Source organism: Spirosoma rhododendri, from assembly GCF_012849055.1.
Classification (GTDB): Bacteria; Bacteroidota; Bacteroidia; order Cytophagales; family Spirosomataceae; genus Spirosoma; species Spirosoma rhododendri.
The window spans coordinates 1,502,501-1,524,279 of the sequence record NZ_CP051677.1 but is presented as its reverse complement, the minus strand read 5'-3'; the positions used below and the strand labels follow the sequence as shown (position 1 = coordinate 1,524,279).

The 21,779-nt window shown below is 53.4% G+C and carries 22 protein-coding genes, 2 rRNA genes and 1 pseudogene (1 of these 25 cut by a window edge); 20 read left to right on the top strand and 5 right to left on the bottom strand.

Annotated features, from left to right (window positions below; translation table 11 throughout):
• The first annotated feature begins 12 nt into the window (after positions 1–12).
• The 3 genes from HH216_RS06090 to HH216_RS06080 are packed head-to-tail and all read left to right on the top strand — an operon-like array spanning position 13 to position 1,794.
• On the top strand, positions 13–795 hold the full coding sequence (locus HH216_RS06090) for a hypothetical protein (RefSeq protein WP_169549978.1): 783 nt from the start codon (positions 13–15) through the stop codon (positions 793–795).
• The gene (locus tag HH216_RS06085) at positions 785–1,270 is read left to right on the top strand and encodes a hypothetical protein (RefSeq protein ID WP_254448706.1); all 486 of its coding nucleotides are present in this window, start codon (positions 785–787) and stop codon (positions 1,268–1,270) included. Before HH216_RS06090 ends, HH216_RS06085 begins: the two co-directional genes overlap by 11 nt.
• A gap of 29 nt (positions 1,271–1,299) precedes the next feature.
• The gene (locus HH216_RS06080) at positions 1,300–1,794 is read left to right on the top strand and encodes a VOC family protein (RefSeq protein WP_169549977.1); all 495 of its coding nucleotides are present in this window, start codon (positions 1,300–1,302) and stop codon (positions 1,792–1,794) included.
• Positions 1,795–1,855: 61 nt separating this feature from the next.
• Here HH216_RS06080 and HH216_RS06075 read toward each other — a convergent pair whose 3' ends face one another.
• The 3 genes from HH216_RS06075 to murQ are packed head-to-tail and all read right to left on the bottom strand — an operon-like array spanning position 1,856 to position 4,460.
• Positions 1,856–2,455, bottom strand: a complete 600-nt coding sequence (locus tag HH216_RS06075) for a 3-keto-disaccharide hydrolase (RefSeq protein WP_169549976.1) — start codon at positions 2,453–2,455, stop codon at positions 1,856–1,858.
• A 53-nt stretch (positions 2,456–2,508) separates the two neighbouring features.
• Positions 2,509–3,642, bottom strand: a complete 1,134-nt coding sequence (locus tag HH216_RS06070; RefSeq protein WP_169549975.1) for a lactonase family protein — start codon at positions 3,640–3,642, stop codon at positions 2,509–2,511.
• 17 nt (positions 3,643–3,659) lie between these two features.
• Entirely contained in the window at positions 3,660–4,460 is an 801-nt protein-coding gene (gene murQ, locus HH216_RS06065) for an N-acetylmuramic acid 6-phosphate etherase (RefSeq protein WP_169549974.1), read from the bottom strand.
• 191 nt (positions 4,461–4,651) lie between these two features.
• On the opposite strand from murQ, the gene ilvD reads away from it, so the two are divergent.
• The 17 genes and pseudogenes from ilvD (at position 4,652) to HH216_RS05980 (ending at position 19,461) form a co-directional block, all read left to right on the top strand.
• On the top strand, positions 4,652–6,355 hold the full coding sequence (gene ilvD / locus HH216_RS06060) for a dihydroxy-acid dehydratase (RefSeq protein WP_169549973.1): 1,704 nt from the start codon (positions 4,652–4,654) through the stop codon (positions 6,353–6,355).
• Positions 6,356–6,391: 36 nt separating this feature from the next.
• Positions 6,392–6,679 carry a nucleotidyltransferase family protein gene (locus HH216_RS06055; protein WP_169549972.1) on the top strand — a complete coding sequence of 96 codons (288 nt, stop codon included), beginning with the start codon at positions 6,392–6,394 and terminating at the stop codon, positions 6,677–6,679.
• Positions 6,676–7,035 carry a HepT-like ribonuclease domain-containing protein gene (locus HH216_RS06050; protein ID WP_169549971.1) on the top strand — a complete coding sequence of 120 codons (360 nt, stop codon included), beginning with the start codon at positions 6,676–6,678 and terminating at the stop codon, positions 7,033–7,035. Before HH216_RS06055 ends, HH216_RS06050 begins: the two co-directional genes overlap by 4 nt.
• 34 nt (positions 7,036–7,069) lie before the next feature.
• Complete coding sequence (ilvB, locus tag HH216_RS06045; protein ID WP_169549970.1) at positions 7,070–8,845, top strand: biosynthetic-type acetolactate synthase large subunit; 1,776 nt, start codon at positions 7,070–7,072, stop codon at positions 8,843–8,845.
• A 152-nt stretch (positions 8,846–8,997) separates the two neighbouring features.
• Positions 8,998–9,531: an acetolactate synthase small subunit gene (ilvN, locus tag HH216_RS06040; protein ID WP_169549969.1), complete on the top strand. Its 534-nt coding sequence runs from the start codon at positions 8,998–9,000 to the stop codon at positions 9,529–9,531.
• 15 nt (positions 9,532–9,546) lie between these two features.
• Positions 9,547–9,918, top strand: a complete 372-nt coding sequence (locus HH216_RS06035) for a nuclear transport factor 2 family protein (RefSeq protein ID WP_169549968.1) — start codon at positions 9,547–9,549, stop codon at positions 9,916–9,918.
• A gap of 46 nt (positions 9,919–9,964) precedes the next feature.
• Positions 9,965–11,007 (top strand): annotated as a pseudogene (gene ilvC / locus HH216_RS06030) (ketol-acid reductoisomerase).
• Between the two features lie 69 nt (positions 11,008–11,076).
• Positions 11,077–11,577, top strand: a complete 501-nt coding sequence (locus tag HH216_RS06025; protein WP_332871482.1) for an O-methyltransferase — start codon at positions 11,077–11,079, stop codon at positions 11,575–11,577.
• 107 nt (positions 11,578–11,684) lie between these two features.
• Positions 11,685–12,959, top strand: a complete 1,275-nt coding sequence (gene ilvA / locus HH216_RS06020; RefSeq protein WP_169549967.1) for a threonine ammonia-lyase — start codon at positions 11,685–11,687, stop codon at positions 12,957–12,959.
• Positions 12,960–12,963: 4 nt separating this feature from the next.
• Positions 12,964–13,287, top strand: a complete 324-nt coding sequence (locus tag HH216_RS06015) for a nucleotidyltransferase family protein (RefSeq protein ID WP_254448705.1) — start codon at positions 12,964–12,966, stop codon at positions 13,285–13,287.
• Positions 13,256–13,618, top strand: a complete 363-nt coding sequence (locus HH216_RS06010; protein ID WP_169549966.1) for a HepT-like ribonuclease domain-containing protein — start codon at positions 13,256–13,258, stop codon at positions 13,616–13,618. Before HH216_RS06015 ends, HH216_RS06010 begins: the two co-directional genes overlap by 32 nt.
• On the top strand, positions 13,615–15,021 hold the full coding sequence (gene leuC, locus HH216_RS06005) for a 3-isopropylmalate dehydratase large subunit (RefSeq protein ID WP_169549965.1): 1,407 nt from the start codon (positions 13,615–13,617) through the stop codon (positions 15,019–15,021). Before HH216_RS06010 ends, leuC begins: the two co-directional genes overlap by 4 nt.
• A gap of 86 nt (positions 15,022–15,107) precedes the next feature.
• Positions 15,108–15,803 (top strand): class I SAM-dependent methyltransferase, encoded by a 696-nt coding sequence (locus HH216_RS06000; RefSeq protein ID WP_169549964.1) that lies wholly within the window; start codon positions 15,108–15,110, stop codon positions 15,801–15,803.
• Between the two features lies 1 nt (position 15,804).
• Positions 15,805–16,395 carry a 3-isopropylmalate dehydratase small subunit gene (gene leuD / locus HH216_RS05995; protein WP_169549963.1) on the top strand — a complete coding sequence of 197 codons (591 nt, stop codon included), beginning with the start codon at positions 15,805–15,807 and terminating at the stop codon, positions 16,393–16,395.
• A gap of 45 nt (positions 16,396–16,440) precedes the next feature.
• A complete protein-coding gene (gene leuB / locus HH216_RS05990) occupies positions 16,441–17,538 on the top strand; it encodes a 3-isopropylmalate dehydrogenase (protein ID WP_169549962.1) in 1,098 nt (365 codons plus the stop codon).
• A 221-nt stretch (positions 17,539–17,759) separates the two neighbouring features.
• Entirely contained in the window at positions 17,760–18,899 is a 1,140-nt protein-coding gene (locus tag HH216_RS05985) for a 2-isopropylmalate synthase (protein WP_169549961.1), read from the top strand.
• 100 nt (positions 18,900–18,999) lie between these two features.
• Positions 19,000–19,461 carry a hypothetical protein gene (locus HH216_RS05980; RefSeq protein WP_169549960.1) on the top strand — a complete coding sequence of 154 codons (462 nt, stop codon included), beginning with the start codon at positions 19,000–19,002 and terminating at the stop codon, positions 19,459–19,461.
• A 191-nt stretch (positions 19,462–19,652) separates the two neighbouring features.
• Here the strand turns inward: HH216_RS05980 and rrf are convergent.
• Positions 19,653–19,764 (bottom strand): 5S ribosomal RNA (gene rrf / locus HH216_RS05975).
• Positions 19,765–19,902: 138 nt separating this feature from the next.
• A 23S ribosomal RNA gene (locus tag HH216_RS05970) occupies positions 19,903–21,779 on the bottom strand (it continues 953 nt past the right edge of the window).

The window sequence follows — 21,779 nt, the reverse complement described above, 5'->3', positions numbered from 1 at the left end:
TAATTTCACGTCGTGGAAAAGACAGGCTTCATCGAAATACGAATAACAGGCACGAAGGGTAATCTCGACCTGACGCCTGAGACGTATGACGTTCGGGAAGTAATGTCTGTGCTTGAGCAGGTCGAGGGCTTGTTATTCCCCGCCGACAAAAAAGAGCGGCCTATCATCAGCTATCAGTTACAGAGTGGGTCGGTGCGGCACATCTTCAAAACGGCGGTTCAGTACGTCATTGGTTTTAGTGCCCTGATCGGTCAGGTTAGCCAACGACAAACGGTCGATTTTCTGGAATCTGCTACGGCGAAAGCATTCGAAGCCTTTCAGGACATGGCCGTGCAGCGCGGTTATACTTTCGTTATCCGCACGTCCGAAACCGACACCAGTGAATTACGCATCGACGCTACAACCCGATTCTATCGCACCGAAGCAGTGTGGGCAGAAGCTGAATTTTATCTGTATGGCCGGGTAACGAACGCTGGAGGAAAAGACCGGGCCAACATCCATCTACAGACCGACGAATACGGGGTGGTGATCATCAAAACACCGATCACCGTCCTTGAAAAAATAGAGGGGAATATTCTATACAAGACATTTGGGGTTCGCGTTACGGGCCGACAACACACGGAAACCGGTGAGCTGGATCGCTCGGATCTGCGCTTTGTCGAGCTGATCGACTACCACCCCGACTACGACGAAGCGTATCTTGAAAGCCTGCGGTCGAAGGCTAAGAAAAATTGGCTGGGTACCGTCGAGCCGAACAACTGGCTGCGCGAATTAAGGGGAATTTATGATGCTTAAATCTGTACTGCTGGATACCAGTTTTTTCCTGCGCTTTCTAAACGACGAAGACCCGCTCTACGCCCACGCGGACGGCTATTTTCGGCATTTCCTGCGCGAGGAGACAACTATGCTGATCTCTACCATTTCGATTGCCGAATATTGCGTCGGTGGCCACATCAGCGAACTTCCCCTGAAAAACCTTCGGATTATTCCGTTCAACGTCGGCCATGCCCAGCGTACCGGCGAATTTGCTAGGCTAGTGTTCCAGCACCGTAAAAAACTAGACCTGACGAACCGAACAATCATTCCGAACGATACCAAACTGTTTGCTCAGGCAGACACGGAGGCCTCCGTACAGTACTATTTATCGTCGGATACAGAAAGCCAGAAAATATACGGCCTACTGCACGCGCAAAAAGCCGGGCCTAGATTTCAGTTTTTGAACCTGACTACGCCCCCGTCAGAAGCATTCGGTATGCTTGATCTGCGATAGCTTTATAAATTCGCCACGCACTACTTCAGATGAGTGACACTGCCCCTTACACCATTCCCAATCAGACCCGAATCGGGCACATCCACCTCAAAGTGGCCGACCTCGACCGGGCACTGGCATTTTACCGCGATCTGCTCGGCTTTTCACTGGTGGCGATGTACGGTACCGATGCCGCTTTCATTTCGGCAGGCGGCTACCATCATCACATCGGCCTAAACACCTGGCACAGCAAAGGCGCGCCACCGGCCCCCGTTCGTAGTGCGGGCCTGTACCACACGGCTATCCTCTACCCTACCCGCCGGGATTTAGCCGTTGCGCTCAAACGACTCATCGACGCGAAGTACCCGATTACGGGCGCAGCAGACCACGGCGTTTCGGAAGCCATCTACCTCAACGATCCCGATCAGAACGGTGTCGAGCTGTACTGGGATCGCCCGCGCGACGAGTGGCCCCTCGACGCCGATGGCAACATTGCCATGGTTACTGAACCGCTTGATCTGCCGGGCCTGATGCGTGAACTGTAAAAAGCAAGAAAGACTCCTGTAGTGGGAGTCTTTCTTGTTTTCGGAATTGGCTCAGACGCTACTACAGCGGCTTCATCACGATGTCGCGCCAGCGGACTTTGATGCCGCCACCGTCGTGGATTTGCAGCGCAATACCGCCTTCACCATCGCCGATTTTCTCGTCCTTCAAATCGACCATTTCCTGTCCGTTAAGGTAAGTCTGTACGTGATCGCCGTTGGCAACGATGCGGAGCGTATTCCACTCACCGGGTTTCAGGATGTTCTCTTTCTCGTCGGGAATCTGTACCAGCCAGTTTCGGCCGTATGATTCGTATATACCACCCGTATCGTGGTTCGGTGGGGCCACTTCAACTTGCCAGCCTTTCACTTTCGTACCGTCGACGGTCGAGCGGAAAAAGACCCCGCTGTTACCGTTGGCTTCCTGCTTGAATTGCAGACTTAAATCGAAGTTTTTGTAAAACTTATCGGTCAGCAGGTAACCGTATTTCTTGTCGGGGCCGCTTTCGCAAATCAGTTCGCCATTATCGACGTACCATTTTTCGGTGCCGTAGACCTTCCAGCCGTCGAGGTTTTTTCCGTTGAACAACTTGATCGCCTTCTTGGCCGGAGCCGCGACAGCCAGCATGGCCAGTATCGTGCAAAGCGCAACTGCGTATTTCATATGCGTTGATTTGTTGGGGTTTTCAGATAAACGAAGAAAAACACGGGCGGAATTTACTGACCCATGATCACGCAGACCGGTGCCGGTACCGATACCGACTTACCCGTATAAGTCAGCAGACCCGTTTTGGCGTCGCGCCGGAAGATCGTGATGTTGTCAGTGTCCTGATTGGCAACGAACACAAAGTCGCCTTTCGGATCGATAAGGAAGTTGCGGGGTATTTTGCCTTCCGTTGCCTGCTCGCCAATGCTCGTTAGTTTTCCGTCGTTACCCACCGCGAAGATCGCCAACGCGTTACGACCCCGGTTCGACATATACAGAAACCGACCTGACGGATCGAGGTGAATATCGGCACTGTAGTTGGTCGTTGTGAAGTTGCTGGGCAGCGATTTTACCCCCTCCTGCATCATCGTCAGCGCACCCGTTTTCGAATCACGGCTAAATACGGCAACCGAAGAAGTCAGTTCTTCAACCAGATACGCGTACCGCCCCGACGGATGAATAGCTAAGTGACGTGGCCCCGAACCCGGTTTTACCGTCACATAAGGCATCGATGCAGGGGTGACTTTCCCCGTCTTTACATCCGGTTTCACGATGCTGAGCCGGTCCGTCCCGAGGTCCGCTATATATACGTACTGATTATCGGGCGAAATCGTCGCCGAATGCACGTGTGGGCGCTCCTGCCGTTGCGTGTTGGGGCCGCTACCCGCGTCCTGCACACTGTCAGACGATGCCGTTAGCTTGCCATCCGCCTGAATCGGCAGTACGGCCATACTACCACCGCCGTAGTTGGCGACGAAGGCATTTTTACCCGTTTTGTCGATGCTCACGTAACAAGGGCTATTCCCCAGCGACGACTGCTTGTTCAGAAACGTCAGCTTACCCGTGCTTTTGTCGACACTGTAGGCGCTGACCGTTCCGGTTTTGGCCGGACCGTTTTCGGCCCCTTCATCGGCAGAGTACACGTACCGCCCTGACGGGTGGAGAGCCAGAAACGACGGGTTCTTGTCGTTTTTCACCGACTGTACCGGCGTCATCGTTCCCGTCTTCCGATCAAACGAAAACACGTAGATCCCCTCGCTGCCGCGCACGGAATACGTCCCGACGTACATAATCTCGCGTCCCGACTGCGCCTGCGCGCCAATACCTGTCAGCAGGCACAGGGCCGCTAAAAGCTGTTTTTTCATTCGTTGAATATGACCTGTTAATGCGTGTAGTTATCGATTGCGTTGCGTACGTTGCCGTACTGCGCCAGTAGTTGCTCGGCCGTTGCCCGGTCGACGCCAATTTCACTCATGACCATCTTGGCCGCCCGGTCCTGTAGCTTCAGGTTACTCAACTGCATGTCGACCATCTTATTGCCCTTCACCCGGCCCAGCCGAATCATCACGGCTGTCGAGATCATGTTCAGCACCAGCTTCTGCGCCGTCCCCGATTTCATGCGGGTACTACCCGTCACGAACTCCGGCCCGACGACAACTTCAACCGGGTATTCTGCCGCCTGCGCCACCGCCGAACCCGCGTTACAAACAACGCAGCCCGTCAGCAAACCTGCCGCCTGCGCCTGTTCCAGGCCACCGATTACATAAGGCGTCCGGCCTGATGCCGCAATGCCGATCACGGTATCGTTTGCGTCGGGCTGATACGGCGCGATGTCTTTCCAGGCCTGTTCGGCATCGTCTTCGGCAAATTCGACCGCTTTGCGAATGGCTCCGTCGCCCCCGGCAATCAACCCAACGACAAGATCATGCGGTACGCCATAGGTCGGCGGGCATTCCGATGCGTCAACAACCCCCAGCCGACCACTTGTACCGGCACCGATATAGAACAGTCGGCCACCCTGCTTCATACGGGCAACAACCTGCTCGACCAGTGCTTCGATCTGCGGAATCGCTTTAGCCACGGCAAGCGGTACGGTCTGATCTTCCCGATTTATGTTGGTCAGCAGGTCATGGACTGACATCTGCTCCAGATGGTCGTAATGGGATGAAGTTTCTGTTGTCATAGTTCAAAAGTACGCGAAATCTCGGCGACGGCTTATCCAGACAAGCGTACAGATAAGTCGGCGGGGGCCTACTCCTACCGGAGAAACATCATATTTCGGTTAAAACCCGGTTGAATTCTTGCCTTTTCAGAAAAGTAATATTTCCTTTACAGCGTTATTACACTATCAGCGAAATTTCGCTAACTGCTAAGATGACTGCCGAAGAACCCGTTGCTACTGAACTAAATCGTTTTAGTCGTACACTCACTCAAGAGATATCGAACCCAGCTGCCAAAGCTATGCTGTTTGGTGTGGGACTGAGTGAAGAGGATATGCAGAAGCCCCAGATCGGCATTGCCAGCACGGGCTACGAGGGTAATACCTGCAACATGCACCTCAACGGGCTATCGGTTTACGTCAAGCAGGGTATTCAGGCAAACGGCCTTGTCGGGCTAATCTTCAACACCATCGGCGTTTCGGACGGCATGACCAACGGTAACGATGGCATGCGCTACTCACTACCCAGCCGCGACCTCATTGCCGACTCCATCGAATCGGTCGTAACGGCACAGTGGTACGACGGTGTCGTTACGGTTGTTGGCTGCGACAAAAACATGCCCGGCGCGGTGATGGCGATGGCCCGGCTCGACCGACCCGGTATCATGGTCTACGGCGGCACCATCCGGTCAGGCCATTATAAAGGACAGAAACTCGATATTGTATCGGCGTTCGAGGCACTTGGTAAAAAGTACGCCAACAACATTTCCGACGAAGATTACGCAGGCGTTATCCGCAATTCGATTCCCGGCGCGGGGGCTTGTGGCGGTATGTACACCGCCAACACGATGGCCAGCAGCATCGAAGCGATGGGCCTGAGCCTGCCGTTCAGCAGCAGCTACCCCGCAACCCACGAAGGCAAGCAGGAAGAGTGCAAAAAGATCGGTGCTGCAATGCGCGTGCTGCTCGAGCGGAACATCACCCCGCAGGACATCATCACGCCGAAATCGCTGGAAAACGCCCTGACGGTTGTTATGGTGCTGGGCGGATCGACTAATGCCGTGTTGCACTTCCTAGCCATTGCCCGGGCGGCAGGTCTGTCACTATCTATCGACGACATTCAGGCAATCAGCGACCGGGTACCCCTACTGGCCGACCTGAAACCCAGCGGTAAATATTACATGGAAGACATGCTGGCTATCGGTGGTGTCCCGGCTGTGATGAAGTACCTGCTCAAAAACGGTATGCTTCATGGCGATTGCATGACCGTTACCGGCAAAACCGTCGCGGAAAACCTTACTGATATTCCCGATCTCGATTTCGACGCGCAACAGATCATCCATCCATTGACGAACCCAATCAAGAAAACGGGCCACATTCAGATTCTGCGGGGTAATCTGGCACCAACAGGCAGTGTTGCCAAGATTACCGGCAAGGAAGGCGAGCGTTTTGAGGGTATCGCCAAGGTTTGCGAACACGAAGGCGACGTAATCGACGCCCTGCAAAACGGCGGTATTCAGGCCGGGCAGGTTATCGTTATTCGCAATGCCGGCCCCAAAGGCGGACCGGGTATGAGCGAGATGCTGAAACCAACCTCTGCCGTGATGGGTGCAGGCTTTGGCGACAAGGTCGCGCTGATTACCGATGGCCGTTTCTCCGGCGGAACGCACGGCTTTGTAGTCGGGCACATTACGCCGGAAGCCTTCGAAGGCGGACCGATTGCGCTGGTGAAAGACGGCGACCGTATCACAATCGACACGATCGGCCGCGAAATCACACTGCACGTATCGGATGAAGAACTGGCTGATCGTCGCCGGCAGTGGACACCGCCCGCCCCCCGCTTCGTCAAAGGCGTGCTGGGCAAATACATCCGCAACGTAAAATCGGCCAGCGAAGGCTGCGTTACCGACGAAGCGTAAAGCGTATTGAATGTCTGCTTACAAAACGATAAACCGATGACTACGACAGTCCAAAATCAAACGATACTTGACTACCTCCGGCCTTACGAGCCAGAGCAGGTTGGTATTTTCGGTTCCTGGGCGCGAGGAGAAAATCGGCCAGATAGCGATCTGGATATTCTGGTGAAACTGAAAAAACCTGTCGCGCTTTGGACATTCATTCGCATGGAGCGCGAGCTATCCGATGCGCTTAGTGTGAAAGTGGATTTAGTTTCTGAAGGTGGCCTTACCGACGAGGTGTTGAGGCAGTACGTTTTTCAGGATTTGAAAGTCATTTCGGTATGAAAGACGACCGCGTTTATCTGGCTCACATTATCAGAGGGCTCGAACGACTGATCGACTATACGCAGGAAATGACCTTGAGTGAATTTCTAGCCGACACCAAAACACAGGATGCGTGCATACGTCAGTTGGAAGTAGTTGGGGAAGCGACGAAGCGAATCAGTTTTACGTTGCGGGACCGATTTCCGCACATTGCATGGCGTGATATGGCTGGCATGCGAGACCGTCTGATTCACGAGTACATGGACGTCGATTTGTCGATTGTCTGGGCAACGGCAACAAGCGATGCCACGCTGGCACTGATCGAACTGGAAGAAATATATCAGCAGTTGCAGGCAGAGGCAGGCACTGGTAACTAAAACAACAAATACGACTTTAAACCGACCGGGTACCATGGAAACAATTGCCAGTGTCGTTCTCGACTCTACCGGAGTCAATTCAATCAACGAATTAGTCCCTCAGGAGACAGCACCCGTAACTTTTCTGAGCGGTGCGCAGGCCCTGATGGAGTCACTAGTTGCCGAAGGCGTTGACACGATTTTCGGGTATCCGGGTGGTGCTATTATGCCCGTATACGATGCCCTGTACGACTTTCAGGATCGTATCAACCACATTCTGGTGCGGCACGAGCAGGGTGCGGGTCACGCGGCTCAGGGCTACGCCCGCATGCAGGGCCGGGCCGGGGTTTGCCTAGTAACGTCGGGGCCGGGTGCTACCAACCTCGTCACCGCTATCGCCGATGCGCTCATCGACTCGACACCCCTAGTGTGCATCGTTGGGCAGGTGGGCCGGAAACTGCTGGGTACCGATGCGTTTCAGGAAGCCGACGTGATGGGCGTTACAATGCCGATCACCAAGTGGAACTACCAGATCACCGACGCCAACGAGGTAGCTACTGTTCTGTCGAAAGCGTTCTACATCGCGCAATCGGGTCGGCCGGGACCGGTTCTGATCGACATGACCAAAAGCGCGCAGATAGAGCTAATGACCAAGCCGTTCCGCTACGAACAGTGTCAGTCGATTGTCAGCTACCGGCCCCGACTGGTCCCCAAGACGGAACAGGTAGAAGCTGCGGCCCGGCTGATCAACAATGCAAAACGGCCCTACATTCTGGCGGGCCACGGCGTGCAGTTGGCCAAAGCCGAAAACGAACTACGTCAGTTTGCCGAGAAAGCAGGTATTCCCGTAGCAACGACGCTGCTTGGTCAGTCGACCATTCCGGTTGATCACCCGCTGTACGTGGGCTGGCTGGGGATGCACGGTAACTACGGCACCAACGTGCTGACCGATCAGGCCGACGTTGTCGTCGCCATCGGTATGCGTTTCGACGACCGCGTAACGGGTGATGCCAGCAAGTTTATCAAGCAGGCCAAGGTCATTCACATCGAAATCGACCCGTCTGAAATTGACAAGATCATCAAGGCCGACGCACCGGTTGTCGGCGACGCCAAAGAAGTGCTGAAGGCGCTGCTGCCGCTCATCAACGCCAACGATTTCACCGTCTGGCGCAACGAGTTCCGCAAATACGACGCGATTGAGCACGAGCAGATCACTGTTCCTGAACTGTCGTCTACCGAAGGCAAGATTCGCATGGCCGAAGTGATCGACATGCTGTCTACGAAAACCAACGGCGAAGCGGTACTGGTTACCGACGTAGGTCAGCATCAGATGATGGCGTCACGCTATTATCAGTTCCGGCGGCCAAACAGCCTGGTGACGTCGGGTGGCATGGGCACGATGGGCTTTGCGCTCCCCGCAGCATTCGGCGCGCAGGTAGGCGCTCCCGATCGGCAAGTCGTTGCCATCATCGGCGACGGTTGTTTTCAGATGACGTTGCAGGAACTGGGCACGATCGTCCAGAATAAGCAACCGGTGAAAGCCATTATCCTGAACAACAACTTCCTCGGTATGGTCCGGCAGTGGCAGCAGTTGTTCCATCAGCGTCGCTACTCGTTCGTGGAGTTGCAGAACCCCGACTTCATCACCATTGCCCGTGGCTTCGGTATGGACGGTCAAACCTGCGACGCCCGCGAAAACCTGTCCGACGCGCTCGATACCATGCTGGCGCATGACGGCCCCTATCTGCTGGAAGTAGTTGTCGAAAAAGAAGAAAACGTATTCCCGATGGTACCCGCCGGTGCCAGCGTTTCGCAGATTCGGTTGTCTTGAACCGCCGGGCGGCCCCGCGCAATTCGTCTCGAACTGTGATTTTTATGATTAGTTGATTTCCCTGATTTCTTAAATCATAGTCTATCAAAGCAATCATACAAATCACAGTTCAGGACAACGTTCAAGACAATCAAGCAAAATCACAGTTCAAAATGACCACCTACACGATCTGCATATTCACGGAGAATACGATTGGGCTGCTTAACCGCATCACGATCATTTTCACCCGTCGACGCGTCAATATCGAGAGCCTGACCGTATCGGAAACCGAGCGTAAAGGCGTGTCGCGCTTCACGATTGTTATCAAACACGAGTCGCGGGAAGAAGTCGAAAAGCTGGTTCGGCAGATCCGCAAGATCGTTGAGGTGATGGCGGTGTTTGGCTACCTCAACGACGAGATCGTTTACAACGAAATCGCGCTGTTCAAGATTTCGACCCCGCTGGGCGGCAAATCGCTGGATGTCGAAACAATCAATAAGCAGTACAAGGCCTGGGTCGTGTACTGGGGACTGGATTACGTCGTGATCGAAAAGACGGGGAACAACGAAGAGATCTTCGACTTCTTCGGCTATCTGAAACAGTACGAAATCCTGGAATTTGTGCGGTCGGGGCGAGTTGCCGTGGGCAAAACAGAGAAAGGGCTGGTCGAGTATCTGCCCGAAGCCGACTGGGCCTATTACCTGTAGCCAACCCGACAAACGATGCTTGAACAACTCATCGAAGCCTACGTAGACGCATACAACCGGAAAGACATGCCGGGCATGCTGGCGGTCCTACACGATGATATTCGCTTCGAGAATGTGTCGAATACCGGCGGGACAATGGCCTTAACAGGCAAACAGGCATTCGGTGAACAGGCAGCGCAAGTAGTACCCCTTTTCTCGGTACGTCGGCAGGAAATCGTTACGCAGATCATAACGGATAACCGGGCCGCTATCGAAATCTATTACAGTGCGGTCGTAGCGCAGGACATGCCCAACGGTTGGAAGGCCAACCAACAAATTGAGTTGCGTGGCGTCTCTATCTTCGAGTGCAAAGACGGCAAAATCAGCCGTATCAGCGATTACAGCTAACCAAGTAGTAACCCTCAAAACAAGAGTACAAACCAAAAAGAGAATTATGGCAACGATTAATTTCGGAGGAGTTGAAGAACAAGTTGTTACGCGGGAAGAGTTTCCGCTCGAAAAAGCCCGCGAGGTGCTGAACGATGAAACCATTGCAGTAATTGGCTACGGCGTACAAGGCCCCGGTCAGTCGCTCAACATGCGTGATAATGGCTTCAACGTAATCGTTGGGCAGCGGAAAGGCAAAACCTACGACAAGGCAGTTGCCGATGGCTGGGTACCGGGCGAAACGCTGTTTGAAATCGAAGAAGCCCTCGAAAAAGGCACGATCATCTGCTTCCTGCTGTCAGACGCGGCTCAGATCGAGCTGTGGCCAACGGTAAAAGCCGCCCTGAAACCCGGCAAGTCGCTGTATTTCTCGCACGGCTTCGGCGTAACCTATAAAGACAAAACCGGTATCGTTCCCCTACCGACGTCGACGTATTCCTCGTCGCGCCGAAAGGATCGGGTACGTCGCTGCGCCGTCTGTTCGTAGAAGGCAAAGGCCTCAACTCGAGCTTCGCCGTTTATCAGGATGCAACGGGTAACGCCCGTACTAAAGCAATCGCTATGGGTATCGGTGTTGGTTCGGGCTACCTGTTCGAAACTGACTTCTACAAAGAAGTTACCTCCGACCTGACCGGCGAACGCGGTACGCTGATGGGTGCTATCCAGGGTATCTTCGCGGCTCAGTACGAAGTGCTGCGCGCCAACGGCCATAGCCCATCGGAGGCCTTCAACGAAACAGTTGAAGAGCTGACTCAGTCGTTGATGCCGCTGGTGGCGGAAAATGGTATGGACTGGATGTACGCAAACTGCTCGACAACCGCTCAGCGTGGTGCCCTCGACTGGTGGAAGCCGTTCCGCGATGCAACGAAGCCCGTTTTTGAGCAACTGTACAACTCGGTAAAAAGCCAGGAGCAAGCCGAAATCAGCATCACCCGCAACTCGCAGCCCGACTACCGCGAGAAGCTGGAAGTTGAACTGGCCGAACTGCGCGAATCAGAGATGTGGCAGGCTGGTACAGCCGTTCGTTCGCTGCGTCCTGAGCGTAGCTAGTTAGCTCATCGTGTATAGCGGTGTCGGCTAACTGGCCGGCACCGCTTTCGCGTTCACTTCCCCCACCCCATGCTCGACACTGTCACTGATTTCGTTCCTGCCCATCAGCCCATCGTTGCGGCATCTGCCCAACTTGGCTTTTCCATGAACGCTGACACGCAGGCAGCATCCCTGCTCCGTACGCTGGCGGCTACCAAGCCGGGCGGTCGTTTTCTGGAACTGGGTACCGGTACGGGTCTATCGACGGCATGGATTCTGGCGGGCATGGACGAACAGGCCACGCTGGTCTCGGTCGATAATGATGCCGACTGTCTGGCTGTTGCCCGCAAATTTCTGGGCGACGACAGTCGATTGCAGCTCATTTGTCAGGATGGTACGGAGTGGGTAAATACAAACACCGGCCCGTTCGACTTTATCTTCGCTGATACCTGGGCGGGTAAATACACCGACCTCGACACGGTGCTGGCAATGCTGGCCCCGGTGGTTTGTACATTATCGACGATATGCTGCCGCAACCCAACTGGCCGGAAGGGCACTCAGAAAAAGCAGATCGGCTCGTTGACGAATTAGCGCAACGTACCGACCTGCTTCTGACCCGACTAGCCTGGTCGACCGGCCTGATTATCGCGGCAAAAAAGGGCTGAAGTTTTCGTATTTTTGTTGACTAACAGTACGTAATGAACACGACAACGGAAGCAGAGAAGGTCACCACTCCCGACCTCGACAATATATACCTCGCGGCCGATCGGCTCCGGGGCGTGGCAGTGCATACGCCTTTGCAGGAAAACATCAACCTGTCGGACCGCTACGAAGCGTCCATTTTCCTGAAACGGGAAGATTTGCAGGTCGTTCGTTCCTACAAGATTCGCGGGGCCTATAACAAAATGGCCAGTCTATCGCCCGAGGCATTGGCTAAAGGCGTCGTCTGCGCCAGTGCGGGTAATCACGCGCAGGGTGTCGCGTATGCCTGCCGCAAGATGGCCGTTCACGGTACGATCTTCATGCCGACCACCACGCCGAACCAGAAGGTGAAGCAGGTGAAACTGTTCGGCAAGCAGTTCGTAGACGTCGTTCTGGTCGGCGACACGTTTGACGATGCCTATCACGCAGCCGTCGAGTACGTCAATGCCCACGACAGCACCTTTGTCCACCCGTTTGATGACGTTCAGGTCATGGAAGGACAGGGTACGGTGGGGCTGGAGATTTTCAAGGACGCCAATTTCAAGATTGACTATATCCTGATGGCCATTGGCGGGGGCGGTCTGGCATCGGGCGTATCGACGGTGTTTCGGCAGTTAAGTCCCAGAACGAAGCTGATTGGTGTCGAGCCTCTGGGATCGCCATCAATGAAAGTGTCGCTCGATCAGGGGCACGTCGTCGCGCTGGATAAGATCGACAAGTTTGTCGACGGAGCCGCCGTTAAGCGCGTGGGCGACATGACATTCGATGTCTGCCGCGCCAACTTAGATCAGGTTATTCTGGTACCGGAGGGCAAAGTTTGTACGACTATCCTACAGCTCTACAACGAAGAAGCCATCGTTGCCGAACCTGCTGGCGCGTTGAGCATTGCCGCTCTTGATTTTCTGAAAGACGAGATCAAGGGTAAAAACGTCGTCTGTCTGGTCGGTGGCGGTAACAATGATATCACCCGTACCGAGGAAATCAAGGAGCGGTCGTTGCTATACGAAGGGCTGAAACACTACTTCATTATCCGGTTTGCGCAGCGGGCCGGGGCTATGCGCGAGTTTCTGACCGACGTACTCGGACCAAATGATGATATCACGTTGTTTGAATACTCGAAGAAAACCAACCGCGAGCGTGGCCCGGCCCTGGTTGGCCTTGAACTGAAACACAAAGCCGATTTCGAACCGCTGATCGAGCGGATGAAAGCCGCCCGCATTCAGTTCGAATACATCAACGACAAACCCGACCTGTTCGAATTTTTGATCTGAAATAATGACAATAAGTACGGCTGTCCAGAATAAGCAACAGGTATTCGAACGTGTTCAGTCGCATCAGTCGGCGCTGAAACAGTTTGGTGCGGCTAGACTGGGCCTGTTTGGTTCGTTCGTTCGTGACGAACAAACAGTGGACAGCGACGTCGACATTGTTGTCGAGTTTCAGGAAGGTCAGAAGAAAATTCGTAATCTGCTGGATATGGCCGACTATTTAGAAACGTTGATGGGTCGAAAAACAGACCTGTTGACTTGGGAGGGTATGGCAGAATTTGTTCGCAAATACGTAAGTAATGAAGTTGAATTCATCTCCTTTACTGATTGATTTCCTAAAGCGTATCCAGTCAGAAATGCTGTACATCACTCAGCAAACAGCAGGAAAGGATTCGGATCAGGTTTTTGGCGATCCAACATTACAGCGAGCCCTTACGCATAGCTTACTGGTCATTGGTGAAGCCTGCAAAAAGGTCCCCGACGATTTTCGCCACGAACACGCGGAATTTGACTGGAGAGGTTTCGCAGGTCTCCGCGACCGCTTAATCCATCATTATTGGGGAATTGATCAGGATTTATTTTGGGAAGCCGTTTCGGTAGAGGTCCCTATAAATAAGGAGTGGATCGATGTTATAATCGAGCAAGAAGCGAGTAAACTATGAGCACACAACCCACTACATTATTCGATAAAATCTGGGATGCACACGTCGTCAAGCACGCCGAAGGTCATCCCGATGCGCTGTTCATCGACCGGCACTTTATCCACGAAGTGACAAGCCCACAGGCATTCGACGGATTGCGTAAACGCGGCATTAGCGTATTCAACACCAGCCGTACAACCGCCACCGCCGATCACAACGTCCCGACGAAAGATCAGCATCTGCCGATCCGGGAAGCCCTGTCGCGCCATCAGGTCGACACGCTGCGCCGGAACTGCGCGGAGTTTGGCGTTGAGCTGTATGACCTTGGCCATCCGTTTCAGGGTATTGTTCACATCATCGGTCCCGAGCTGGGGCTGACGCTGCCGGGTATGACCATTGTTTGTGGCGATAGCCATACCAGCACCCACGGCGCATTCGGCAACGTTGCGTTCGGTATCGGCACTAGTGAAGTAGAGCAGGTGCTGGCCACCCAATGCATTCTCCAGTACAAACCGAAACGGATGCGTATAAACATCGACGGAACGCTGGCAAAGGGCGTAACGGCGAAGGATATCATCCTGTATATTATCTCGAAGATTTCGGCCAGTGGTGCGACCGGCTACTTCGTTGAGTACGCCGGCGAAACCATCCGCAATCTGTCGATGGAAGCCCGCATGACGATCTGCAACATGAGCATCGAAATGGGTGCCCGTGGCGGTCTGATTGCTCCCGACGATACAACCTTCGACTACATTCGGGGTCGTGAGTTTGCGCCGAAAGGTGAAGCCTTTGATGAAGCCGTTGCAAAGTGGCGCGCGCTCAAAACCGACGAAGGCGCATCGTTCGACACCGAACTGCACTACAAAGCCGAGGATATTCAGCCGATGATTACCTACGGCACAAACCCCGGTATGGGTATCGGCATCGGGCAGCACGTTCCGTTGCTGACCGAAATTCCCGACACCGAGCACGTGTCGTACACGAAATCGCTGGCGTACATGGGTCTCGAACCCGGCATGGAACTGCGGGACAAAGCCGTCGATTACGTGTTCATCGGCTCGTGCACCAATGCCCGCATCGAAGACCTACGCACGGTTGCTCAGTTTGTGCAGGGTAAGCAGAAAGCGGCCGGCGTTGAAGTCTGGATCGTTCCGGGTTCGGTACAGGTGGCCCGGCAGGCGCAGGCCGAGGGGCTGACCGATGTCTTTGCCAGTGCGGGTTTCGAACTCAGAGAACCCGGTTGCTCGGCTTGCCTGGGTATGAACGAAGACAAGATTCCGGCGGGTAAGTACTGCATCAGCACCTCGAACCGGAACTTCGAAGGTCGGCAGGGTCCTGGTGCCCGTACGTTCCTTGCCAGTCCGATCATGGCCGCAGCCGCAGCCGTTTCGGGCCGGGTCATGGACGTCCGCGAGTTACTGTAGTGACCGCTGCGTAGCTTTTTAGTGTTTAAACTGGCATAATTTTCGATTTTCGGATTCGTCTTGGTTTTAACACATCTCTCAGCAGCATGAGTCAGGCAAAGCAAACAGCTGAAAAAGTAGAGTACAACGGATCGGACAATCTGGCGATCATGAGCCACGCCGTCAATTACAACGGAGGCTTGTACAAATGGGTCGCCAGTGACGTTCGTCCGGGCGAGACTATTCTCGACTTCGGAGCCGGTAACGGTGAGTACGCAAACCGCTTTCCCATTGGCAGCGTTGACGCGGCCGAGATCGATCCGGACTTACTGCCGCTGATCAAGCAGCCTGTGTACACCGATATCAATGCGCTGAATAAATCGTACGACCTGATCTACACCATCAACGTATTGGAGCATATTGAGCACCACGGCGCGATTGTGAAAGACCTGTATGCCAAACTCAAGCCCGGTGGGCGCATCAAAGTGTTCGTTCCTGCCCGGCAGGAGATCTTCAGCAACATGGACGAACACGTTGGTCATTACCGACGCTACGACAAACAACTTGTCCGACAGATTCTGGAAGATGCCGGTTTTCGCGTGACCGACGTTCGCTACTACGATTTCGCCGGTTATTTTATTTCCTTACTGTACAAATGGATGGGCAAAGACGGCCGGATCACGAAAGAGTCCGTCGTTTTTTACGACCGGGTTGTATTTCCCGTCAGCCGCCTGTTCGATAAACTGACGCTAGGCCACGTGATTGGTAAAAACGTGATTGCCGAGGCTGTCCGCCCAAACTGACATGAGCAAAGAAACCTTCCACGTATTGACGTCGACGGCCGTTCCACTGCCGATCGAAAATGTTGACACCGATCAGATCATTCCCGCCCGTTTTCTGAAAGCGACCACCCGCGAAGGCTTTGGCGATAACCTGTTCCGCGACTGGCGCTTTACGGCCGACAACGAACCTATCAAGGACTTCGTGCTGAATAACTCCCGCTACGCCGGGGCACAAATTCTGGTAGCCGGTAAAAACTTCGGCATGGGTAGTAGCCGGGAGCACGCGGCCTGGGCCATTCACGATTATGGTTTCCGGGTTGTCGTTTCCAGCTTCTTCGCCGACATCTTCCGCAACAACGCGCTCAATACCTTCGTACTGCCCGTACAAGTATCGCAGCTGTTTCTGGAAGCATTGCTAACCGCTGTTGAACAAGATCCGACGTTACAGATCGTCGTTGATTTGCCGGCTCAGACGATCTCGTTTGGGGAACAGTCAGAAACGTTTGCGATCAACACGTACAAGAAGACGTGCCTGATGAATGGCTACGACGATATTGATTATCTGTTGAGTCTGAACGCTGACATTCGGGAATTCGATCAGGCGCACGCCTAACCACGCACTTCGGCAGTTCAGCGCTGCGCGAGTCTTTACTACATCATGAAAAAACACATTGTCGTTATTGCCGGTGACGGTATTGGTCAGGAAGTGACCGCCGTGGGCAAACAGGTGCTGGAAGCCATTGCCCAGAAATACGGTCACGAATTCACCTACGATACCGCGCTGATTGGCCATGCCGCCATTGAAGCCACGGGTAGCCCCCTACCCGACGAAACGATCACCAAATCGAAAGCATCTGACGCTATCCTGTTCGGTGCTGTAGGTCACCCCAAATACGATAACGATCCGTCGGCCAAAGTACGTCCCGAACAGGGTCTGCTGGGTATTCGTAAAGCGCTGGGTCTGTACGCCAATCTGCGCCCAATCAAACTATTCGACGAACTGCTTAGCGCATCGAGCATCCGCCCCGAAATTCTTAAGGGGTCGGATATTCTCTTCTTCCGTGAGCTGACTGGCGACGTTTATTTCGGCGAAAAAGGCCGGAGCGAAGACCGTAACACGGCTTACGACCAGATGATATACAGCCGGTACGAAGTTGAGCGTATCGCCAAGAAAGCGTTTGAAGCAGCCATGACCCGTCGGCGTCGACTGTGCTCTGTCGATAAAGCCAATGTACTGGAGTCATCCCGGCTTTGGCGTGAAGTGGTACAGGCGATGGCTCCGCAGTATCCGGATGTTGTTGTCGAACACCAATTCATCGACTCGGCTGCTATGCTGCTGATAAAAGATCCCCGGCGCTTCGACGTCGTGTTGACGGGCAACCTCTTTGGGGATATTCTCACCGACGAAGCTAGTCAGATTGCAGGCTCGATGGGCATGCTTGCTTCAGCTTCTATCGGCGACACGACAGGCTTGTACGAGCCTATCCATGGCTCAGCTCACGATATTACCGGGCAGGGCGTTGCCAATCCGCTGGCGTCCATCCTGTCAGTTGCACTTATGCTCGATATTTCGTTTGGTATGAAAGCGGAAGCAGAGGAAGTGGTGGCTGCTGTTGATTCAGCGTTGAAAGCAGGTTATCGCACGCGCGACATCGCCGATGCAGATACTCCAGGCGGCATGATACTCGGCACAGAAGCGATGGGTTCGCAAATCCTGGACCAGCTAAATTCAGTAGCTGAGAATCAGGCGGTATAAATAGTATCGAAGCATTTGCAAAATAAAACCAATCGTATACTTTTGTAGTGTATTTACGCCTTTAGCGAATTTTCGCAGCAATAGTATGAAGTCAACAAATCGCCTTACGCTACGACTGTCAACGCTGTCATAAACGGTGAGGGATTTACATATACCATAGCCCTCATTCGTCAGAATAGGGCTTTTTTTGTTTTATTGGGCTAACCACTTCTTCTAAAACCATGAGTCAGCGGGTTTATATTTTCGACACCACATTGCGCGACGGCGAACAGGTACCTGGTTGCCAGTTGACAACGGAAGAAAAAATTGTTGTTGCCAAAGAGCTGGAACGCCTTGGTGTCGATGTTATCGAAGCCGGCTTCCCGATCTCCAGCCCTGGTGATTTCCGATCGGTTGTGGAGATTTCCAAGGCCGTATCTGAGCCTACCATTTGTGCGCTGAGTAGGGCCGTTAAAGGTGATATCGACGCTGCGGGTGAAGCATTGAAATTTGCCAAGCGGGGTCGAATCCACACAGGTATCGGCTCGTCAGATATTCATATTAGAAACAAATTTAACTCGAGCCGCGAACGTATTCTGGAGCAGGCTGTTGCTGCGGTCAAACACGCAAAGTCATACGTTGAAGACGTAGAATTTTACGCGGAAGACGCTGGTCGCGCCGATTTAGCTTTCCTGGCCCAGCTGACCCGTGCCGTTATCGGTGCTGGCGCAACGGTCGTTAACATACCCGACACTACTGGCTACTGTCTGCCCGACGAATACGGGAAGAAGATAGCCTATATCTACGAGCACGTCGACAACGTTCATCAGGCCACTATTTCTATCCATTGCCACAATGATCTTGGTCTGGCCACGGCAAATACGCTTGCTGGCGTTATGAATGGTGCCCGGCAGGTTGAAGTGACGATAAATGGTATTGGCGAACGTGCCGGTAATACGTCACTTGAGGAGGTAGTCATGGCCTTGAAAGTGCGTAAGGAGCTTGGCTTCTACACCAACGTAGACTCTACCCGGCTTTACCCCGTCAGCAATCTCGTATCGCAAATGATGCATATGCCTGTTCAGGCAAACAAAGCCATCGTTGGGCGCAACGCATTTGCTCACTCGTCGGGCATTCACCAGGACGGCTTTCTGAAGCATTCTGAGAACTATGAGATCATGAACCCGCAGGATGTGGGCATCGATAAGTCTATGATCGTTTTAACAGCTCGTAGTGGCCGCCACGCGTTGAAGCACCGGTTAGAATTACTGGGTTATCGCTACGAAAAGCCCGATCTCGACTCGCTCTACGTCAGATTCCTTGATATGGCCGACATACGGAAGGAAGTCAACGACAAAGATTTGATGGAATTGGTTAGATAAACAGAGAAGCCCGGTTGCACAACCGGGCTTCTCTGTTTATCTTGATTAACAAATTACAGAAACGGTACGTTGACTTATTAAACGATAAACTTTTGTAGTTATGGCACGGCCAACACCCGAATTAATCGAATCGTTACGTCGTACAGCCCGCAAACTTCAACATGGCTCTCCCTATCAATGGGGACATATGGGAGGCTGTAACTGCGGCAATTTAGCTCAGGAGCTTACCAAGCTAACTCGCGACGATATTCACCGTTATGCAATGCAGCGTTACGGCGACTGGAACGAGCAAGTAGAAGATTACTGCCCCACTAGTCAACTCCCAATCGATCTTATCATTAATGAAATGCTAAATGCAGGGTTGACGATTGAAGACTTGAAGCACCTCGAAAAATTAGACGATCGGGATGTTTTAAATCGGATTCCACTTAGCCAGCGATTTTTGAAACACAATGTCCGCAATGACGTAGTTCTTTACATGAACGTGTGGGCTGATATGCTGGAAGAGCAGCTTTTAAAACGGATCAAACTACCGGTTCTTGATGTAGTCGAGATGGCGTAAAATCCACTAACACGGTGTTGCACATAACAAAGAAACCGGCTCGCTTTATCGCGAGCCGGTTTCTTTGTTGTAAGAGTAATTCTCTTGTAACGATCAGTCTACCAACCACTCTTGTAACGGGTATGTCCCATAAGATCACCCTAAAACAGAAAGCGGTCACTGCTTGCGCAATGACCACTCCGTATTTCATCAGGTGGCACCTACCTACTCTCCCGCTTGTGACAGCAGTACCATCGGCAGTACGGGGCTTAACGACTCTGTGCGAAATGGATAGAGGTGTTCACCCGCCTTACCAGCACCAACCTGTTGACCCTTCTGAAGTGCACTTACTATGCAGCCTCAATATCTTTAGTCTTTATACCCGTAGGGAGAATCAGTCTAACCAAAAGCACAACACATACCACACACCACAATTCACATTCAGCTTCTCGCTGACAAACAAAACTCACGCGTCCGGGGCCATTAGTACGGCTCAGCTCCATGCATCTCTGCACCTCCACCTGCCGCCTATCAACGTCGTCGTCTCCAACGCCCCTTTATACCGGAACATTCATCTCGGGGCCAGTTTCGCACTTAGATGCCTTCAGCGCTTATCTTAACCCAACGTAGCTACTCGGCCGTGCCTGCGGCCAGACAACCGATCCGCCAGCGGTTGGTCCATCCCGGTCCTCTCGTACTAAGGACAGACCCCCTCAATATTCCAACGCCCACCACAGATAGGGACCGAACTGTCTCACGACGTTCTGAACCCAGCTCGCGTGCCACTTTAATCGGCGAACAGCCGAACCCTTGGAACCTTCTCCAGCCCCAGGATGTGACGAGCCGACATCGAGGTGCCAAACCTCCCCGTCGATGTGAGCTCTTGGGGGAGATCAGCCTGTTATCCCCGGCGTACCTTTTATCCTTTGAGCGATAGCCCTTCCATGCGGAACTACCGGATCACTATACCCGACTTTCGTCCCAGATCGGCCTGTGTGCCTCACTGTCAAGCTGGCTTCTGCTATTGCACTCCCCTACCGATTACCGTCCGGTATGAGCCAACCTTGGGAAACCTCCGTTACCCTTTCGGAGGTGACCACCCCAGTCAAACTACCCACCAAACAGGGTCCCCGTCTCCAGGTTAGACCGCCAGTCAGCCAAGGGCGGTATTTCAAGGTTGGATCCACGATGCCTGGCGACACCGCTTCAACTCCTCCCGCCTATCCTACACATGCCTGACCGGCGATCACTGTTAAGCTGTAGTAAAGGTGCACGGGGTCTTTCCGTCCCGTGGCGGGTAAGCGGCATCTTCACCGCTACTACAATTTCACCGAACTCATGGTTGAGACAGTGCCCAGATCGTTACACCATTCGTGCAGGTCGGAACTTACCCGACAAGGAATTTCGCTACCTTAGGACCGTTATAGTTACGGCCGCCGTTTACTGGGGCTTCAGTTCAAACCTTCGCCTTGCGACTAAGCTCCCCCTTAACCTTCCAGCACCGGGCAGGTGTCAGACCCTATGCGTCAACTTTCATTTTAGCAGAGTCCTGTGTTTTTGGTAAACAGTCGCCTGGGCCTCTTCTCTGCAGCCTCCCATCACTGAGTAGGCCCCCTTCTCCCGAAGTTACAGGGTCATCTTGCCGAGTTCCTTAACCATGATTCTTTCGCGCACCTTAGAATATTCTTCCCGGCTACCTGTGTCGGTTTGCGGTACGGGTGTCTACACGCTTAACGCACCCTGACTTTTCTTGGAAGCCCCTTCAGTGATTCGCTTCAGCCGAAGCTTCAGCTCAACGCCCTATTCCGTCAGGACCTACCACCCCCGGCACTCCGTCATCAGTGTACCTGTGCAAACAGTTTGGGACTATTAACCCAATTCCCCTCAGGACCCACCCTTCGGCTGCCCCTTAGACCCCGACTAACCCTCCGATGACTGCCATCGCGGAGGAACCCTTAGCCTTTCGGTGTGGAGCGTTCTCGTCTCCATTCTCGTTACTTATGCCTACATTTGCTTTTCTGGACAGTCCACCAACGGCTCACGCCCCAGCTTCGCCCCGACCAGAATGCTCTCCTACCACATCATGCTCTTGCATGAGTCCATCGCTTCGGTGAAATGCTTGATGCCCGTTTATTATCGACGCCCGCCCCGCTCGACCAGTGAGCTGTTACGCACTCTTTAAAGGAATAGCTGCTTCCAAGCTAACCTCCTGGCTGTCTCAGCAGCCGGACCGCCTTTGTTCAACTTAGCATTCACTTGGGGACCTTAGCGGATGGTCTGGGTTGTTCCCCTCTCGGACTTGGACCTTAGCACCCAAGCCCTCACTGCCACGCACCCAC

What these genes read in the sequence shown, in the direction of transcription:
- HH216_RS06085 (WP_254448706.1), top strand. Translation starts at nt 785, where the DNA reads ATGATGCTTAAATCTGTACTGCTGGATACCAGTTTTTTCCTGCGCTTT.
- HH216_RS06080 (WP_169549977.1), top strand. Translation starts at nt 1,300, where the DNA reads ATGAGTGACACTGCCCCTTACACCATTCCCAATCAGACCCGAATCGGG.
- HH216_RS06075 (WP_169549976.1), bottom strand. Translation starts at nt 2,455, where the DNA reads ATGAAATACGCAGTTGCGCTTTGCACGATACTGGCCATGCTGGCTGTC.
- HH216_RS06070 (WP_169549975.1), bottom strand. Translation starts at nt 3,642, where the DNA reads ATGAAAAAACAGCTTTTAGCGGCCCTGTGCCTGCTGACAGGTATTGGC.
- murQ (WP_169549974.1), bottom strand. Translation starts at nt 4,460, where the DNA reads ATGACAACAGAAACTTCATCCCATTACGACCATCTGGAGCAGATGTCA.
- ilvD (WP_169549973.1), top strand. Translation starts at nt 4,652, where the DNA reads ATGACTGCCGAAGAACCCGTTGCTACTGAACTAAATCGTTTTAGTCGT.
- HH216_RS06055 (WP_169549972.1), top strand. Translation starts at nt 6,392, where the DNA reads ATGACTACGACAGTCCAAAATCAAACGATACTTGACTACCTCCGGCCT.
- HH216_RS06050 (WP_169549971.1), top strand. Translation starts at nt 6,676, where the DNA reads ATGAAAGACGACCGCGTTTATCTGGCTCACATTATCAGAGGGCTCGAA.
- ilvB (WP_169549970.1), top strand. Translation starts at nt 7,070, where the DNA reads ATGGAAACAATTGCCAGTGTCGTTCTCGACTCTACCGGAGTCAATTCA.
- ilvN (WP_169549969.1), top strand. Translation starts at nt 8,998, where the DNA reads ATGACCACCTACACGATCTGCATATTCACGGAGAATACGATTGGGCTG.
- HH216_RS06035 (WP_169549968.1), top strand. Translation starts at nt 9,547, where the DNA reads ATGCTTGAACAACTCATCGAAGCCTACGTAGACGCATACAACCGGAAA.
- HH216_RS06025 (WP_332871482.1), top strand. Translation starts at nt 11,077, where the DNA reads ATGCTCGACACTGTCACTGATTTCGTTCCTGCCCATCAGCCCATCGTT.
- ilvA (WP_169549967.1), top strand. Translation starts at nt 11,685, where the DNA reads ATGAACACGACAACGGAAGCAGAGAAGGTCACCACTCCCGACCTCGAC.
- HH216_RS06015 (WP_254448705.1), top strand. Translation starts at nt 12,964, where the DNA reads ATGACAATAAGTACGGCTGTCCAGAATAAGCAACAGGTATTCGAACGT.
- HH216_RS06010 (WP_169549966.1), top strand. Translation starts at nt 13,256, where the DNA reads ATGAAGTTGAATTCATCTCCTTTACTGATTGATTTCCTAAAGCGTATC.
- leuC (WP_169549965.1), top strand. Translation starts at nt 13,615, where the DNA reads ATGAGCACACAACCCACTACATTATTCGATAAAATCTGGGATGCACAC.
- HH216_RS06000 (WP_169549964.1), top strand. Translation starts at nt 15,108, where the DNA reads ATGAGTCAGGCAAAGCAAACAGCTGAAAAAGTAGAGTACAACGGATCG.
- leuD (WP_169549963.1), top strand. Translation starts at nt 15,805, where the DNA reads ATGAGCAAAGAAACCTTCCACGTATTGACGTCGACGGCCGTTCCACTG.
- leuB (WP_169549962.1), top strand. Translation starts at nt 16,441, where the DNA reads ATGAAAAAACACATTGTCGTTATTGCCGGTGACGGTATTGGTCAGGAA.
- HH216_RS05985 (WP_169549961.1), top strand. Translation starts at nt 17,760, where the DNA reads ATGAGTCAGCGGGTTTATATTTTCGACACCACATTGCGCGACGGCGAA.
- HH216_RS05980 (WP_169549960.1), top strand. Translation starts at nt 19,000, where the DNA reads ATGGCACGGCCAACACCCGAATTAATCGAATCGTTACGTCGTACAGCC.